Source organism: Paenibacillus sp. IHB B 3415 (assembly GCF_000802655.2).
GTDB lineage: Bacteria > Bacillota > Bacilli > Paenibacillales > Paenibacillaceae > Paenibacillus_AQ > Paenibacillus_AQ phytohabitans.
Map to the genome: position 1 here is coordinate 1 of NZ_JUEI01000065.1, position 13,719 is coordinate 13,719.

Annotated in this window: 19 protein-coding genes; 6 read left to right on the top strand and 13 right to left on the bottom strand. The window is 51.2% G+C overall.

Annotated features, from left to right (window positions below):
• A partial coding sequence (locus QW71_RS25800) for a nucleotidyltransferase family protein (RefSeq protein ID WP_039305975.1) occupies positions 1 to 751 on the top strand: 751 nt, incomplete at its 5' end.
• On the opposite strand, the gene QW71_RS25805 is transcribed toward QW71_RS25800, so the two are convergent.
• Positions 741 to 1,781 carry a SepM family pheromone-processing serine protease gene (locus tag QW71_RS25805; RefSeq protein WP_039305978.1) on the bottom strand — a complete coding sequence of 347 codons (1,041 nt, stop codon included), beginning with the start codon at positions 1,779 to 1,781 and terminating at the stop codon, positions 741 to 743. The genes QW71_RS25800 and QW71_RS25805 overlap by 11 nt on opposite strands.
• A gap of 160 nt (positions 1,782 to 1,941) precedes the next feature.
• Here QW71_RS25805 and QW71_RS39205 point away from each other — a divergent pair, with 160 nt between their 5' ends.
• The gene (locus QW71_RS39205; RefSeq protein WP_052770226.1) at positions 1,942 to 2,703 is read left to right on the top strand and encodes a nucleoside recognition domain-containing protein; all 762 of its coding nucleotides are present in this window, start codon (positions 1,942 to 1,944) and stop codon (positions 2,701 to 2,703) included.
• Positions 2,684 to 3,199 (top strand): hypothetical protein, encoded by a 516-nt coding sequence (locus tag QW71_RS39210; protein WP_052770229.1) that lies wholly within the window; start codon positions 2,684 to 2,686, stop codon positions 3,197 to 3,199. Before QW71_RS39205 ends, QW71_RS39210 begins: the two co-directional genes overlap by 20 nt.
• Here the strand turns inward: QW71_RS39210 and coaD are convergent.
• The 10 genes from coaD to QW71_RS25860 all read right to left on the bottom strand — a co-directional run bounded on the left by coaD (position 3,171) and on the right by QW71_RS25860 (position 9,712).
• Positions 3,171 to 3,689: a pantetheine-phosphate adenylyltransferase gene (coaD, locus tag QW71_RS25815; RefSeq protein ID WP_144026102.1), complete on the bottom strand. Its 519-nt coding sequence runs from the start codon at positions 3,687 to 3,689 to the stop codon at positions 3,171 to 3,173. The genes QW71_RS39210 and coaD overlap by 29 nt on opposite strands.
• Positions 3,673 to 4,281 carry a 16S rRNA (guanine(966)-N(2))-methyltransferase RsmD gene (rsmD, locus tag QW71_RS25820; RefSeq protein ID WP_039305984.1) on the bottom strand — a complete coding sequence of 203 codons (609 nt, stop codon included), beginning with the start codon at positions 4,279 to 4,281 and terminating at the stop codon, positions 3,673 to 3,675. Before rsmD ends, coaD begins: the two co-directional genes overlap by 17 nt.
• Positions 4,282 to 4,629: 348 nt before the next feature.
• Positions 4,630 to 5,040, bottom strand: a complete 411-nt coding sequence (locus QW71_RS25830; RefSeq protein WP_039305988.1) for a DUF2312 domain-containing protein — start codon at positions 5,038 to 5,040, stop codon at positions 4,630 to 4,632.
• A gap of 56 nt (positions 5,041 to 5,096) precedes the next feature.
• Entirely contained in the window at positions 5,097 to 6,824 is a 1,728-nt protein-coding gene (locus QW71_RS39215) for an alpha/beta fold hydrolase (protein ID WP_152679859.1), read from the bottom strand.
• Positions 6,825 to 6,902: 78 nt separating this feature from the next.
• Positions 6,903 to 7,367 carry a GNAT family N-acetyltransferase gene (locus QW71_RS25840; protein ID WP_039305991.1) on the bottom strand — a complete coding sequence of 155 codons (465 nt, stop codon included), beginning with the start codon at positions 7,365 to 7,367 and terminating at the stop codon, positions 6,903 to 6,905.
• A gap of 52 nt (positions 7,368 to 7,419) precedes the next feature.
• On the bottom strand, positions 7,420 to 7,671 hold the full coding sequence (locus QW71_RS25845) for a YjcQ family protein (RefSeq protein WP_039305993.1): 252 nt from the start codon (positions 7,669 to 7,671) through the stop codon (positions 7,420 to 7,422).
• A gap of 141 nt (positions 7,672 to 7,812) precedes the next feature.
• Positions 7,813 to 7,947, bottom strand: a complete 135-nt coding sequence (locus QW71_RS40000; protein ID WP_099052468.1) for a sporulation protein YjcZ — start codon at positions 7,945 to 7,947, stop codon at positions 7,813 to 7,815.
• A gap of 151 nt (positions 7,948 to 8,098) precedes the next feature.
• Positions 8,099 to 8,521 (bottom strand): hypothetical protein, encoded by a 423-nt coding sequence (locus QW71_RS25850; protein ID WP_039305996.1) that lies wholly within the window; start codon positions 8,519 to 8,521, stop codon positions 8,099 to 8,101.
• A 100-nt stretch (positions 8,522 to 8,621) separates the two neighbouring features.
• Positions 8,622 to 8,903, bottom strand: a complete 282-nt coding sequence (locus tag QW71_RS25855) for a holin (RefSeq protein ID WP_039305999.1) — start codon at positions 8,901 to 8,903, stop codon at positions 8,622 to 8,624.
• A 5-nt stretch (positions 8,904 to 8,908) separates the two neighbouring features.
• Positions 8,909 to 9,712, bottom strand: a complete 804-nt coding sequence (locus QW71_RS25860; RefSeq protein ID WP_039306001.1) for a glycoside hydrolase family 73 protein — start codon at positions 9,710 to 9,712, stop codon at positions 8,909 to 8,911.
• A gap of 194 nt (positions 9,713 to 9,906) precedes the next feature.
• Here QW71_RS25860 and QW71_RS25865 point away from each other — a divergent pair, with 194 nt between their 5' ends.
• Both QW71_RS25865 and QW71_RS25870 read left to right on the top strand, forming a co-directional pair.
• Positions 9,907 to 10,128 carry a helix-turn-helix transcriptional regulator gene (locus QW71_RS25865; RefSeq protein WP_039306133.1) on the top strand — a complete coding sequence of 74 codons (222 nt, stop codon included), beginning with the start codon at positions 9,907 to 9,909 and terminating at the stop codon, positions 10,126 to 10,128.
• Entirely contained in the window at positions 10,121 to 10,897 is a 777-nt protein-coding gene (locus tag QW71_RS25870; protein ID WP_039306004.1) for a DUF3169 family protein, read from the top strand. Before QW71_RS25865 ends, QW71_RS25870 begins: the two co-directional genes overlap by 8 nt.
• Before the next feature lie 92 nt (positions 10,898 to 10,989).
• Here the strand turns inward: QW71_RS25870 and QW71_RS41025 are convergent, their stop codons facing one another.
• Both QW71_RS41025 and QW71_RS25875 read right to left on the bottom strand, forming a co-directional pair.
• Positions 10,990 to 11,094: a sporulation protein YjcZ gene (locus QW71_RS41025; RefSeq protein WP_200905976.1), complete on the bottom strand. Its 105-nt coding sequence runs from the start codon at positions 11,092 to 11,094 to the stop codon at positions 10,990 to 10,992.
• 422 nt (positions 11,095 to 11,516) lie between these two features.
• Entirely contained in the window at positions 11,517 to 13,151 is a 1,635-nt protein-coding gene (locus QW71_RS25875; protein ID WP_039306007.1) for a sensor domain-containing diguanylate cyclase, read from the bottom strand.
• Between the two features lie 265 nt (positions 13,152 to 13,416).
• Here QW71_RS25875 and QW71_RS25880 point away from each other — a divergent pair, with 265 nt between their 5' ends.
• Positions 13,417 to 13,704: a hypothetical protein gene (locus QW71_RS25880; RefSeq protein ID WP_231637862.1), complete on the top strand. Its 288-nt coding sequence runs from the start codon at positions 13,417 to 13,419 to the stop codon at positions 13,702 to 13,704.
• Positions 13,705 to 13,719: the final 15 nt, after the last annotated feature.

Below are 13,719 nucleotides of genomic sequence, written 5' to 3' on the forward strand. Positions count from 1 at the left end.
TGCCGAGGCGCTGCTGCGGCAGCCCAACAACAGCCTCGGCCTGCACTACCTGATCGCGCTGCAGCGGCTCGGCAGCGCGATCAGGCCCTTCACCGTGCCGCGGACCGGCGCGGGCTTTCACGACCCGCTGCAGGGCGGGTCGTCCATTGCCAGTGCGACAGCAATCCGCAGGCTGCTGCGGGAAGGCGGCTCTCCGGCGGCATACATGCCGGAGTATAGCGTGTCCATCCTGGAGAGAGAGCATGCAGCGGGCCGGGGGCCGGTTACGCTAGAGGACTTCCGGACTCCGCTGCGCCACGTGCTCTCCACACACTCAGCCGCCGAGCTGCGAACGGTGCAGGATATGAATGAAGGGCTGGAGAACCGGATACTCCGCATCCTTCCCCAGCTCGGCAGGTTCACGGTCGCCGGTCTTCTGCAGGAGCTGAAGAGCAGACGCTACACCCATACACGGCTGCAGCGTCTGCTGCTTCATACCTTGCTGAATCACAGCAAAGAAGAAATGACCCCGGCCGCACTGGCCCAGGGTCCGGGTTATATCCGGGTTCTCGGCTTCCGGGAGAGCGGCCGCAGGCTGCTGAAGCAAATGAAGCAGCGCGCGGCACTTCCCGTGGTCACAAGCCCTGCGCGCTTCTCGCATCCCATGCTGGAGCAGGATCTGCAGGCGGCAGCTGTGTTCGCCGCTGCCTATGCCGATCCTGTACGAAATGATCTGTACAGCGATTACCTGGAGCCGCCGGTCAGGATTTGATGACCGGCTGTTCTTCCATGTATTTCAGCGCGTCCGACAGAGTCGATACCGGAATCAGCTTCATGTCTGTGCCGATCTGGTCAGCTTTCGCCTTGGCTTCTTCATAGTTTTTGACCGGAACGAAGAAGAATTCGGCACCTTTGCGGTCAGCAGCCACAATCTTATGCTTCACTCCGCCGATCGCTCCCACATTTCCCTCAGCATCAATTGTACCTGTACCTGCTACCCGGTGGCCCTTGGTCAAATCCCCCGGAGTGAGCCGGTTATAGATTTCCATGGTGAACATCAGTCCTGCGGAAGGTCCTCCTACATTCGTATCCACAAAACTGACGCCTTTCCCCTCTTCCTTAGGCTGTACCTTCTGAACGGCTCCGATAACAACTCCGAAGCCCGGCCGGCCGGCCGAGGTTTCTTTATCCTTAACCTCCACCAGCTTCACCTGCTCGGAAATTTCCTTGCCTTCACGCTGCAGGACTACCTCAACGGTATCGCCGATTTTGTATGCGGACAGCAAGGCGGACAGAGCCGCCGGATCGGCTGCGTGCTGTCCTTTTACACTGATAATCTTGTCGCCCGGCTTAAACTGGCCCTGATTGGTTGCGTCCGGCACCGAGAACACGTACAAATAATCCACAATATCCTCATACGGCACTTTGGCAGCATGATAAGCGGCCTGTACAGCATACGACTGTGAACTGTTCATATAAAAGACCTGCTCAGCCGCGTATTCCTGCTCGGTCTTATCCTGCAGGCGGGTCTCTTTCAGGACAACCTCTGCATTCGAGTTAAATACGGAGGCGACCAGAAGAGCCACATTGGCATAACTGGCAGATACGGTAGTCATCATGAACGTGCCCTGCTCCTCGGGATCAGCATTCTCCACCTTGATCATCGGCGCTACCTCGGAGGCGCTTCCCGGCTGATACACAATATACGGAGTATTCATAAAGACAGCAACATAGAGAATGACCACAAATGTAAATAAGTAGGCTGTGGCGCGGATACCCACACGGCGTTTCTGTTGCCTCAAGTCTCTTCCCCTTCTTTCCCGCGGCATGCAGCCCCGGCATTGGAATGTGCTGCCAGGAGCCGGGAGCTTCTCTCCGGCTGTGGCATGATGGTTGTCTCCCCTGCATAAATTGATAACAAGCTCTGCCCATGTCCTAAGCTATGAAGAGGTGATGCTACTAATGATTAACTTTACAATACGGCGGTTCTTCCGGGGTTCGGCTCCATTCCTATCAGGGGCGGCTGCGATCCTGCTCGCTATAGCGATCGTCCTGGCACCGGAATCCTCATTTAAGGCTTCCCTTGCGGGACTGAAGCTCTGGTGGACCCTTGTCTTCCCGGCACTACTGCCATTCCTGATCCTGTCAGAGATGCTGACCGCTTCAGGGTTCGTGCATGGCATCGGCGTCCTGCTGGAGCCGCTGATGAAACGCCTGTTCCGGCTTCCCGGAGCAGGCGGCTGGACGCTTGTGCTCGGAATCACCGCCGGCTTCCCGGCCGGAGCCGGAGCGGTGATGCAGCTGCATAAGCAGGGGGACATTACGGACAAGGATGCCGGACGTCTGGCCTCCATGGTCCATTATGCCAGCCCGGTTACACTGCTTATTGTCGTCGGCACCGCTTTTCTGCACAGTCCGGCAGCCGGATACGCCCTGCTTGCCATTCACTGGCTGTCAGGCCTTGCCGCCGGATGGCTATCCGCTCTCTTCAGCGGAACGCGGAAGAGTAGCGGGGGGGGCCGCCGCCACTGTCAGCAGACTGCCAGGCAGCGGCCCGCACGCCAAAAAAGCATCCTTGCCCGGGCGAATCCATCAGGCGGCACTGGATGCCCGTGCGAGAGACGGACGGGGCTTCGGCAAGGTGCTCGGCGAATCTGTATCCGCCGCCGTCCAGAATCTGATGATCGTAGGCGGCTATATGATCATGTTCGCTGTAGTTATTAACATCATCACCAGGCTGCTGCCGCAGCTCCCGTCTCCGCTGGCTGCCGGAGTGCTTGAGATTCACCTCGGTGCCCATGCGTTAACCTCGGATTCTGCCAGCCCTGGAGGGTTCTTGTCCGGCAGTCTTCTCGGTCCCGCTTTGCTGTCAGCTCTGCTTGCCTGGAGCGGAATCTGCGCCCAGCTTCAGGCGCTGACGGTGCTTAAACCGGCTAATGTCCGCTTTCTCCCGTTTGCTGCAGTCCGGTTATTGCATGGACTAACCGCCTTTGCACTAACCTTCCTGCTCTGGAAGCCGCTCGTAAATATCCGCGCCGCTGTACTTCCGGTCTTCACCGGTACCGGTTCAGGCAGTCTGGAACCCGGCTTAGGCACTGCACCCAGAATATGGAGCTTGTTCCCTCAGCTCCTTAGTCTGCAGGGACTAATACTCCTGCTCCTGTTAAGCTTATCAGTGGCTTTAAAGCTTTTTACTTGGCGCCGCCATCCATCCGCTTGAACTTAAGCTTCATGGCCTGTTCCACTTCAGGCGTTACAAAATCCGAGACGTTCCCGCCAAAGTGGGCAATTTCCTTAACCACACTTGAGCTAAGATAGGAATATCTCGGATTGGTCATCATAAATATCGTTTCGGCTTCAGGGTCCAGATTATGATTAATGGATGCATTCTGCAGCTCATACTCAAAGTCCGTGACCGTACGGATTCCCCGGACAATCACCTGTGCATCCTTTTGCCGGACATAATTAACGAGCAGATCACGGAAGCTGTCGACCTCTACATTCGGAATGTCCGCTGTAGCCTGGCGCAGAAGCTCTGTACGCTCCTCGACTGAAAATAACGGATTCTTGCTTAAATTGTTCAGCACCGCCACAATCAGCCTGTCGAACTGTTTCGCTGCACGGTGAATAATATCCATATGTCCCAGGGTTACCGGATCAAAGGTTCCGGGATAGATTGCCACACGCTCTTTTCTAATTTGCAGACTCATCATTAACCTCCTCGCCACTGACGGCAACTTCCGGCAGAGCAGCTTCATACTGATAGATTGAGATCGTAGTCTCCCCATATACGGATTGCCGTGTCCTGCTGAATCCCGGTATATTCTCCGGATATTCATAACCCGATTCATGCTCAAGCACAATTACGGCATCAGGCTTCAGCAGATTCTTGGCTGCCATCGTCATCATAAGCTCATCCCCGTGCTTCAGACGATACGGAGGGTCCAGAAAAACAAGATCAAACGCTCTCCCCCGCTTCTCCAGCGCAGCCAGTGCTCTTCCGGCATCATTGCGGTAGACTTCGGCCTGCGCCTCCACCTTGGCTGCCTTTAAATTCACCCGCACAGTGTCGAGCGCCTTCTGCTCCATATCCACAAATACGGCTGCATCCATCCCTCTGCTCAAGGCCTCAATCCCAAGCCCTCCGGTACCGGCATACAGATCCAGTGCCGTTCCGCCTTCAAAATAAGGCCCGATCATACTGAATAAGGCTTCCTTCACTTTATCGGTTGTAGGCCGGGTGCCCTTGCCTGGAACACTCTTAAGCGGCCTGCCCTTTGCAGTGCCCGATATTACTCTCACCGATCATCCACCTGCTTTTATGTCTCTATTTATTATGCCGTTTCAGGGCATAAGTCCAAGCCTATAGTACCACAATTATTCCGTGAAATAAAAAGATTGTCCGACTTTGTCACAATGCGCAGTTCAGAAGTTTTGGAGAACGGATGTATAAAAGTCCGGCAACCGGGCCATCCTGTAACTATCGACATCGCAAAATGTCGTAGACAACCGCGGAGCAGGCTTACGTTTCCCCATAAGCTCTTCGTCCGGTTTCTCCTCTCCCATGAAAGAGGCTCCCGAAAGGGAGTCGATTTTTTTGTGTTGGGAAACCTATACGACAAGAAAAGCCCGGCACCATGCAGTGCCGGACTAAGAAAATTTATTAATTCGTTTAATGAGCGCCTCTTGCTCAATCGAGCGTGCCGAGAGGAGTTCGATAATCCGATGCTGATTCTCCAGAATGGACTCCATCCGGATCACCCGTTCATTGGTATCCAATACCACACGTTTAATCAATTCCTGATCCTGCTTCAATATTTGCACATCTTGCTTCAATATTTGTACATCTTGCTTCAGCGTCTGTTGATCCTGCTTCACTAATTGAACTTCCTGCTTCAACGTCTGTTGATCCAGCTTCACTAATTGAACGTCCTGCTTCACTATTTGCACTTCTTGCTTCAATCCGGTCTGTTCAGTCTCAATCCGTTCCAAGCGCTCATTCACAGGCTCTAATTCTTCACGAATGACGGATCTTAACAACTTTGCCAGATCATTATCCATGCATCCCGCTCCTTAAAACTTAATAAATAGATTGTACCAGAACCAAGCTTCTTATTCTACCTGCTCTGCTTCAAAACCCACTGCCCCATATCTTTAATCACCTGGTCATCGACCATACCCGGGACATTATATTCATCCGGTGTTCCTGCCCCCGCTCCGTCATAACCTACGAAGAAATGATTCAGGCCCGGATACAGCTTGAACTCTGCCAAGCTATTATTCTTCAGAACATCCTTCCAGAGCGGATAATCCACGTCCGCATAGACCTGGAAATCATCGCTTCCCTGCATAACAAGCACAGGTTTCGTCAGCTTCCGGCCCAGCTCGGAGGTACTGTGCCGATCCATTTCCTTGAAGTAATACGCCGCTGCACCAAATACAGCCGGAGCTGCTTTGGCCTGCTCGTCTGTCAGTGCCGACAGCGCCTTGGCTTTGGCCAGCTCCGCATTCACGCCGGCAGCGGCCTCTGCCTTAGCAGGGATAGCATCATCCAGCCTGGAGATCACTCTCATATTCTGGTCGTAGATAATCTCCCACAAGCTTCGCGGTGAGCCGGCAAGCAGGATTAACCCGGCGAAGTTGCCGCCATCCGCATCGATTCTCGGGCCCAGCATCCCGCCCAGGCTGTGCCCGGCAAGATATACCTGTGCAGCATCCAGACGTTTGTCCTGCTTAAGCAGAGCCGCCGCTGCAATGGCATCTTCAACCGTTTCTTCCTTAACGGTAACCGATGCGGCAGCACTTCCCATGAATTCCTGCGGATAGCTGTAGCCCCGCTTGTCGTAACGCAGCACCGCAACTCCCTGCTCTGCAAGACCATACGCGATATCACGGAAGGGCTTGTACGCATATGCTGCTTCATTAAGATCAGAAATACCTGACCCGTGCACCAGTACTACAGAAGGCAAAGGCTTCCCGGTAGCTTTGGGGAGAGTCAGAATGCCCTTAAGCGGATGTGAGGTCCCTGCTCCTACTGTAACTGCTTCTTCGGTAACACCTGCCGGCAGAGCCAGCTCCGGCGCTGCTTGCGGATCTTCGTACGGAGTAAACCACAGCCCCTGAATCTGGCCGCTGCTGTTGACTGTAAATGTCACCGTGAGCTTTCCATGTGCAAATACAGCGATAGCGGACAGAGAATACCGCCCATTGTCACGGCTGCTTTTCAGCGAATCGACCTTACCATACTCTCCATAAGCAGCAGTAAAGCTCTCCCAGACCTGCTGAAGTTTGAGACTCGACAAGTTTTTCCGCACCTCTGTACTGAAGAAACGGGCTGATAATGCTTCATACTGGCCGGAGGCAAGCAGCTTCATTACTGACTCGGTGTAATTCTGCGGTGAGCTTATTTCTGCCTGGGCGGAGCCCGGACCGGGCTTGGTGATATAGCCGATCTCATCCAGCAGCGGCAACGGCACATAGATACGATTGTTCTTCAGAACAGCTGCACCTTCAATGGTAAGTGTATTCTTTCCATTTAGGATAAACTGACCGCCTCCCAGCTTCATCAAGAGCTCTGTACCGCTGAGCTTGATTTGCAGACTGGAGCTCTCTTTTATGTAAGCCGTCTCAAACCCCAAAGCTTCCCCCGCCTGACGGACAGGCACCATGATCATTGTACCCTCCAGATATGGCGCCTCGGCTGCGGGGAACTTCAATACTTCACCGTTCACACTCAGAGTTACTTTGTTATCCGCTGCCTGCGCTACCCGCGGTGTGACAAAGCCCGCAGATAACAGCAGAGAGCAGGCCAGCATGGACAACAAGAATCGTCTTGGTCTTCTCAATTGATTACAACTCCCTTCAATAATCACATCCTTTTGTTTATACGGAGCATTTGGTAGATAGTTACATAATTCACAAACTTATTTTCCGCCATTCAAGTCCTGTGATAACCGCACCATATCCCTGCAATGTATGCCATTTTCGTATATGATCTCCGCGTAGTGTCTGGTGAAAAAATCAAAATCTACGCCAACGATCCGAAAGCCGCATTTTTGATATAACGCCAGCTGACCCACGCTTGAATTCCCCGTCCCCAGTTCAATAGTTGTATAGCCCGTTTGCCTCGCCGTCTCAATGGCCTGCTGCACCAGCATCTTGCCGATCCCTTTGCCCTGATGCTCTTCAGCAACAGCCACATTCACCAGCTCGGCTGTATCCGGCCGGGTAGGCAGCAGCACATACACACCCAATACCTCCTCATCCTGGACAGCAATATAGCAGTCTCCTCTTGTGAGGTAGTTCTTCACCAATGATTCGGCCGGATCGGCGGACAGCAGCAAATCCATCGGCGGCAATTCGCCGGGCAGCAATTTTCTGATTTCCATACATGCCCCCTTGTTCTGAAACATCAAATCCTGTATCTCAACCAGCGTAAATTCAAATTCTGCCCGATTCTTTCAATAAAATAAAATCATGGCCGCGCCGGGTCATCTTCATTCCGGCAGTCCGGACAGTTACAGTGCCATTGCCGGCTCTCAGGAAGCTCACATTCTCCACCATCCGGCTGTCCACAAGCTCCTCCATAATATCGGCATACGCTGCGGCCTCCAGCCCCATTTCATCCTGACTGACCGGCTTGCCCAGTTCAACCCGCTTAAGTATGGCATAGACCAATTCCTTCTCTTCCATGAAGCACCTCTTTCATAACTGCACTGATTGCCATGAAGACAATGACTACTATTATCGCATATTCCTGCCAGACATAGCTAATCAGAAAAAAAGCGCAGTCCCAAGGCCTTTGCCCGGGACTGCGCTGATTGACGTTAAGGTCTAGTAGAAGCAGGCACTCAGAATAATAACCAGCAGGATATAAAGTACCAGAATCGCACCGGTTGAAGTCCAAGGACTTACCGGAACCACATTAACGCCGCCTACATTACCACCGTATCCGCAATCTGCACCCATGAGATTACCTCCTTCAAAATGATGACTACAGAACAGAATATGAGCAGAATGCCTTAACAGATTGGGCGAAACGGTCAAAATTTGGGGGTATGTACAAGGGCATCCTGCCCGCCCGATCAAACGAACCGGACAGGATGCATAAATCTGCAGATTAATCGGAAACCAGAATTCCGTCAAAGCTCTCAGGACCTACACGGACCGTACCGAGAAGGTTAGAGGTGATGAATGCCGTATAAGTCAGTTGCGGAGTAACTGGAGGATTGAAATCATCCGCAGAGAACGTAATAACCTGTGGAGCCAACACACTAAGGCTGAAAGTTGAGGTGGCAGAATACACAAGCGGATCCGTGGGCAAAGTTCCTCTTACAATACTAATAGTGACACCAACCAGTGCAAGCGGAAGCGATACAGATACCGTACCTTTAAGAATTACACGCGGATTCGTCGTTACACCTTGAGTAATAAGACCAATCTGCCCAAATAGCTGGGGAGCATTGATAACCAGAATCGGTATCGCAATAGAGTTGGCAGTACTGGCATTCTGCGAAGTTCTTCCATCAACATAAGTTCCCATATCAAGCACCTCCTTTCTTCATATACAGTGTATTAACAAGTCCCCGGGATTGCTTGGATATATCGCCAATGCACATCTCCCCATATCAAGAGCAGCCTGCTTAATCTTCCTTGGTAGTCCCTCCACGCTTGTTAAACGCCAGTTCAAACAATCCTGTCGCCGACAAACCCGCAAGCCCGCCTGCCCATAAACGCAGAATAAGGTTCATATCTGTAAAAGGATAGGCTACAGCTCCTACCAGCAGACCAATACCCAGTCCCACTGCGGGAACAACGTTGCGCGGAAGATTCACACTGTTCTTCACCAGTTGAACCAGCGCCATCACAAAGACGGCCAACAGCGACGCAAACGCCAGCACATTGTTAAGCGCATCGTTGTACATAAGTTCTACACCTCCTTCCCGGTAACCAGCAGTCCGGCCCTGTTCAGCACCGTCAATATCCGGTAGAAATCATAGCTTCCTCCCGTAGGGGTATCGAGCAATCCCGCTGCCATCGCTGCCTGAACCGCCGGCTCTGCCCAGGCAGGTATGCTTACTGCAGCACGGCCTTCTATTGCGGTAAGCCGTTCTGCTACCCCTTTAATTGCCTGTCCCTGTTCCAGAACACCCGTTTTGAGCGTATCCCGGCTTACTGTAAGTCCTGCCAGCAATACCCGCATCTCCTGAAGCTCCGTTTCCAGAGTCGCAAGCCTTTGTTTATCTTCAGCCGACATCTCCTCATCCTCCTTCAGCTCATCGTATTGATACAAGTTATAAGCATCCATAATCTGAATCAGCTTTGACGCGTAGTTCGGATCAGTCGCATACCCCGCAGCGGCAATCTCCCTGGCAGCCGTTCTGCCGTCCGCTCCAATCACCTTGCTGTATAAGACCCGGTTCCAGGATACGCCCTGGGCAATCAGCGCAGAATGGTCGGCCACAGATTCGCCCCAGTTATTGTAGGCTCTGAAAAGCGCAGATACCTGCACAGCTTGGCCGTTCCTATATTCCGTAGTCCGGATTGACAAGCTTCCGGCGGGTCCGCTGCCTTTGATGCCAAACAGGTTATTAGCCTTCACGGTCAGGCTGCTGTTCCCCCAGCCGGATTCCAGCGCGGCCTGGGCAATTGTCAGGGAAGCCGCAATATGACTGCGCTGCATATCAGCCACGGCAAAGGAGACCATTCGGGAGATAAACTCAGAATCCGTCATTTCATCACATCCCTTCCTACTATATTAAATGCTCGTTCAGTTATGCTGCCTGTGCTTATCTCTGATATACCTATTCAAATTGGATCCTTCCATACCTGAAATATTTTTTGACTACGATCATCGACTTTTTGTATATTATAATTTACATTTAGACAATAATAATATACAATTCAATTTAGGAGGTGAAATACTTGATTGAGCTGAATAATCGTGTCAGAGAATTCAGGGCCAGGGACAGATTGTCCCAGAACGAGCTAGCCCAGCGGATCGGCGCTTCCCGGCAGACCATTGCCCTTATAGAACGCGGAGACTATTCGCCTTCAGTAGTGCTGGCGCTCAAGATCGCAGAGGTATTTGCGGTAACGGTGGAGTCAGTATTCTGGATTAACAAAGAGGAGAGTGAACCCGATGAATAAGAAGATTAAGAAAACTAAGAAGAGAACGAACCCCCGGGGGCTTATCATGCTGATCGGCAGCATGACCATTGGAGGAGCTATCGGTTATGTATTTGCTTCCGGCATGATTACTGTGCCTAAGGATTTCCATCTGAATCCTTCTATCTTTTACGAGTATGATGTGCTGTTTGGCAGTATAGCCCTGCTCTCGCTGCTGCTGACCGCGCTCACTCTCTATAATCTGGTTAAGGCCCGCCGGATGAAAGATGAGCCTAAGCATGACGGAGAGATTGAGAACTCTAAAGATAAGGCGCTGAGCAGTGTAATACAGTTAAGCTTCTATACTATGATTATTTCATTACTGTGGACTCTGATGAGTCTCGCACATGCGCTTGGACCCGGAGGCAAAGAATCTTCGGATTCACCGTTCATGTTAGCCAACATGCTTACCGCACTAGTTGTCATGCTGTTTTCCTTCGTTTTGCTGCACCACTCTTTCAAGCTGTACAACAACAATTATCCGGATCGTCAGATAAATATTAGTCTGGGTAATTCGCGGGACGCCCAGCGGGAGCTTTTTGCCAAAATGGATGAAGGTGAACAGTGGATTGTATACCGCTCCTCCTATTCCTCCTTCACAGTAACATCCATCTCCCTGCTCATAGGGATGGTCTTCTTCACTTTGTACTCCCTGGTATTTGGCTTTGCCCCGGTGCCTATCATGGTCCTTGCGCTAATTCTCCTTATCCAGCAAGCTGTTTATTATCATCAAGTCCATAAATACAGCTGATTGCAGCATTCAGCACCTGTATAACCTTCAGGGTCATTTATGCAAAAAGCCCCCCCCCCGCTTCTTTAAGTTATTCGTCCGGTTAGCTTCAGCTAAAATACGCTGAGGATAATAACCAGCAAGATAAACAGTACCAAAATGGTAGCAGCAGATGTTCCAATACCGCAATAGCCGTAACCAGCCACATTCTCTCCCATTACAATTCCTCCCTCAGCCTGTGCCGTCGTTTATGTCTTTCCTTAGCATCATATGCCTGAGGTCCTGAAAAAACTGGGCTGATGCACAATATGGTAATTATAAACAAAAAAAGCATTGTGAAATCTAACACGATAGCGTAAACTAGTAATAATTAACTATATCGGAGGGACTAATTTACTATGCCTTCATATTATTTTAAGGAGTTCTGGACACCGCTGAGTTGGGTAGGTATTAAGTTTTTCCGGGATGACGAAGGATTTCTTTGGATTAAATGGTGGTCCAAGCCACGCAAAAGATTACGCTGACTTCGTTAGATACATATCTGCATATAGTTCTCTATAACCAGAATGCCAAATAACCTCTCTCTGTCATTTGACGGAGAAAGGTTATATGCTGTGCATATGAATTGGCGCTGGAGAACTTAAGAAGCCGCTTCGAAAGTAATCCGGTTCTTCCCGCTCCGCTTGGAAATGTATAACGCTTCATCCGCCAGCCGCAGGGTTTCAACAGTGTCGCTGCCCCCGTCCGGTGTCCATACTGCCGCGCCTACACTACAGCCGACATGCAGATTCTCGCCTCTGATCACAATGGGCAGATTGATTTTACTGATAATCCGTGAAGCCACAATTTCTGCCTCCTTCATAGGTTTGCCGGCAGAAGTATTAAGAATAATGACGAACTCATCCCCGCCCAGCCGGGCTACGATTTCATTATCACGTGTACAGTCCATCAGTCTGAAGGCTACCTCCTGCAGCAAAGCGTCGCCGATTGCATGGCCGAAGGTATCATTTACTTTTTTGAAGCCGTCCAGATCAAGGTATAAGAAACTAAGCGTTGTGCGGTTCTGCTTGGCTTTGCTGACCGCATGGGCCAGAAATTCATCCAGCGCTGCCCGGTTGGGCAAGCCCGTAAGCTTGTCATGCAGCGCCATATCCGACATGTAGCTCAGCTTGTTCTCTGTCTTGGTCAGATTATTCACCAGGTTGCGAAGTGACGCAGACAGAATCGCCACATCTTTGAACCGGGTCGAGGATGGAATCTCCACATCAGCGCCGGAGCTGAGCAGATCGGCTGTCCGGGTAATGTCCCTCAGCGGACGGCTGATCCATCCGGCCAGCAGCCAGCCGATAACCGCGAAGACAACTGCGGTGATCAGTCCGCTGATCAGAATAAAACGCTCAAGCTGATGCACCGAGGCAAAAGCAATATCCGCAGGCTGGCGGATAATGACCGACCATCCCAGCCCGGGGTAATTCAGATAGCCGTCTCCGTATGCGTAGCCGGTCAGATAGGAGTCCTGATTCCGCTCCTGTTCAATAATCCATGAACTATTACCGCTGCGGGCTTTCTGCAGCACTTCATTCGGCATTCTTTTGCCGACGAGTGCCTCGGGACCCAGAAGGATCGTGTCATCTTTCCTGCTGACTACAAACACTTCCACGCCCTTCAGGCGCTCCTTGAGCGGAGTCACAATGGAAGCCTCGACCTCACGCGACCACTCCCAGCTGAGGTGTGCAGCCAGTACACCGCTTGTCCGGCCTTGCTTGTCAGTAACCGGCACGCTCACATCCACAAACTGTAAGGCTTCGCCGGTAGGATTGGGAAGCAGCTTGGAGAGCAGCACCGCATCATGGACATCACCAGTGAAGGTCCCCTTCAGGCCCTCCTGAAACACCGGCCTCTGGCTAATATTCGTACCCTGAAGTATATGATCTGTGGAAGAAAGGACATTCCCTTTATTATCGAGGAAACCCACCCAGGTGAACACCGGCAGACTCTTCTTCAGCTGATCGAGCAATCCGCTGACCTCTGAGGAGTCAACCGGCTCCTGAAATGCATTAAGCTTGCTTAATACCTCCACTTCTCCGGAACGCGACCACATGAAATGATCAAGCTTCTCAGACATTTGGTAGGCTTCTTCCGCCAGAGAGCTGCCAATGCTGACCTCTACGGATTGTGTAGACCGGTTACCGATAACATAGCTGAGCAATGCCGTTAATAGGATGATAATGACCGCAAAAGCCGTTGAAAATAACGTACGCAGATTTAAAGACATTCACATTCTCCTCTTCGGAAGACCTTTTCATAGCACCGACCGCCGAGGTTGCCTGGTAGCTCACTCTATGTCGAAAAGGGTCGATAATTATTTATCGGAAGGAATAAGCGGAAATATAATACAGCTTCCGGCAGACTTGCGGATTTCCTTAATTTAGCTCATAGGTTGTATCAATATTGTGCTGAGTTGCGCGGATGATAGTGTTTACATTTTGGCATAATAGTATAATCTGCTCTGTAGCACATGCCACCTTAAGGAGTGATTGATGATGACAGAACAATTTGAGATGTATGATGATCCGTTCAAGATGCTTATTCTGCTGGCAACGCTTATATCGGAGAAACAGGGGACCGAGCTGAAATTTGAGCATGTCCCTTCTTATGAGAATGAGGTTTTTGCCATTGAACACCAGAGATTCCTCTATAAAAAAGACGGCACAGAAATTACCTGGTTTGAGTTCCTGGGCAGAGATATCGCCTCTTCCAGCGATCTGACCCGTTCCCAGTACAACAAAATGTTCGTAGACTGCATGGCTTCACTCTATAGCCTCTAATTCTTCACCAGGTTA

What these genes read in the sequence shown, in the direction of transcription:
- QW71_RS25860 (WP_039306001.1), bottom strand. Translation starts at nt 9,712, where the DNA reads ATGACGGATTCTGAGTTTATCTCCCGAATGGTCTCCTTTGCCGTGGCT.
- QW71_RS25875 (WP_039306007.1), bottom strand. Translation starts at nt 13,151, where the DNA reads ATGTCTTTAAATCTGCGTACGTTATTTTCAACGGCTTTTGCGGTCATT.
- QW71_RS25855 (WP_039305999.1), bottom strand. Translation starts at nt 8,903, where the DNA reads ATGTACAACGATGCGCTTAACAATGTGCTGGCGTTTGCGTCGCTGTTG.
- QW71_RS25830 (WP_039305988.1), bottom strand. Translation starts at nt 5,040, where the DNA reads ATGGATAATGATCTGGCAAAGTTGTTAAGATCCGTCATTCGTGAAGAA.
- QW71_RS40000 (WP_099052468.1), bottom strand. Translation starts at nt 7,947, where the DNA reads ATGGGTGCAGATTGCGGATACGGTGGTAATGTAGGCGGCGTTAATGTG.
- QW71_RS39205 (WP_052770226.1), top strand. Translation starts at nt 1,942, where the DNA reads ATGATTAACTTTACAATACGGCGGTTCTTCCGGGGTTCGGCTCCATTC.
- QW71_RS25870 (WP_039306004.1), top strand. Translation starts at nt 10,121, where the DNA reads ATGAATAAGAAGATTAAGAAAACTAAGAAGAGAACGAACCCCCGGGGG.
- QW71_RS41025 (WP_200905976.1), bottom strand. Translation starts at nt 11,094, where the DNA reads ATGGGAGAGAATGTGGCTGGTTACGGCTATTGCGGTATTGGAACATCT.
- QW71_RS25840 (WP_039305991.1), bottom strand. Translation starts at nt 7,367, where the DNA reads ATGGAAATCAGAAAATTGCTGCCCGGCGAATTGCCGCCGATGGATTTG.
- coaD (WP_144026102.1), bottom strand. Translation starts at nt 3,689, where the DNA reads ATGAGTCTGCAAATTAGAAAAGAGCGTGTGGCAATCTATCCCGGAACC.
- QW71_RS39210 (WP_052770229.1), top strand. Translation starts at nt 2,684, where the DNA reads ATGTTCGCTGTAGTTATTAACATCATCACCAGGCTGCTGCCGCAGCTC.
- QW71_RS25850 (WP_039305996.1), bottom strand. Translation starts at nt 8,521, where the DNA reads ATGGGAACTTATGTTGATGGAAGAACTTCGCAGAATGCCAGTACTGCC.
- QW71_RS25880 (WP_231637862.1), top strand. Translation starts at nt 13,417, where the DNA reads ATGATGACAGAACAATTTGAGATGTATGATGATCCGTTCAAGATGCTT.
- QW71_RS25845 (WP_039305993.1), bottom strand. Translation starts at nt 7,671, where the DNA reads ATGGAAGAGAAGGAATTGGTCTATGCCATACTTAAGCGGGTTGAACTG.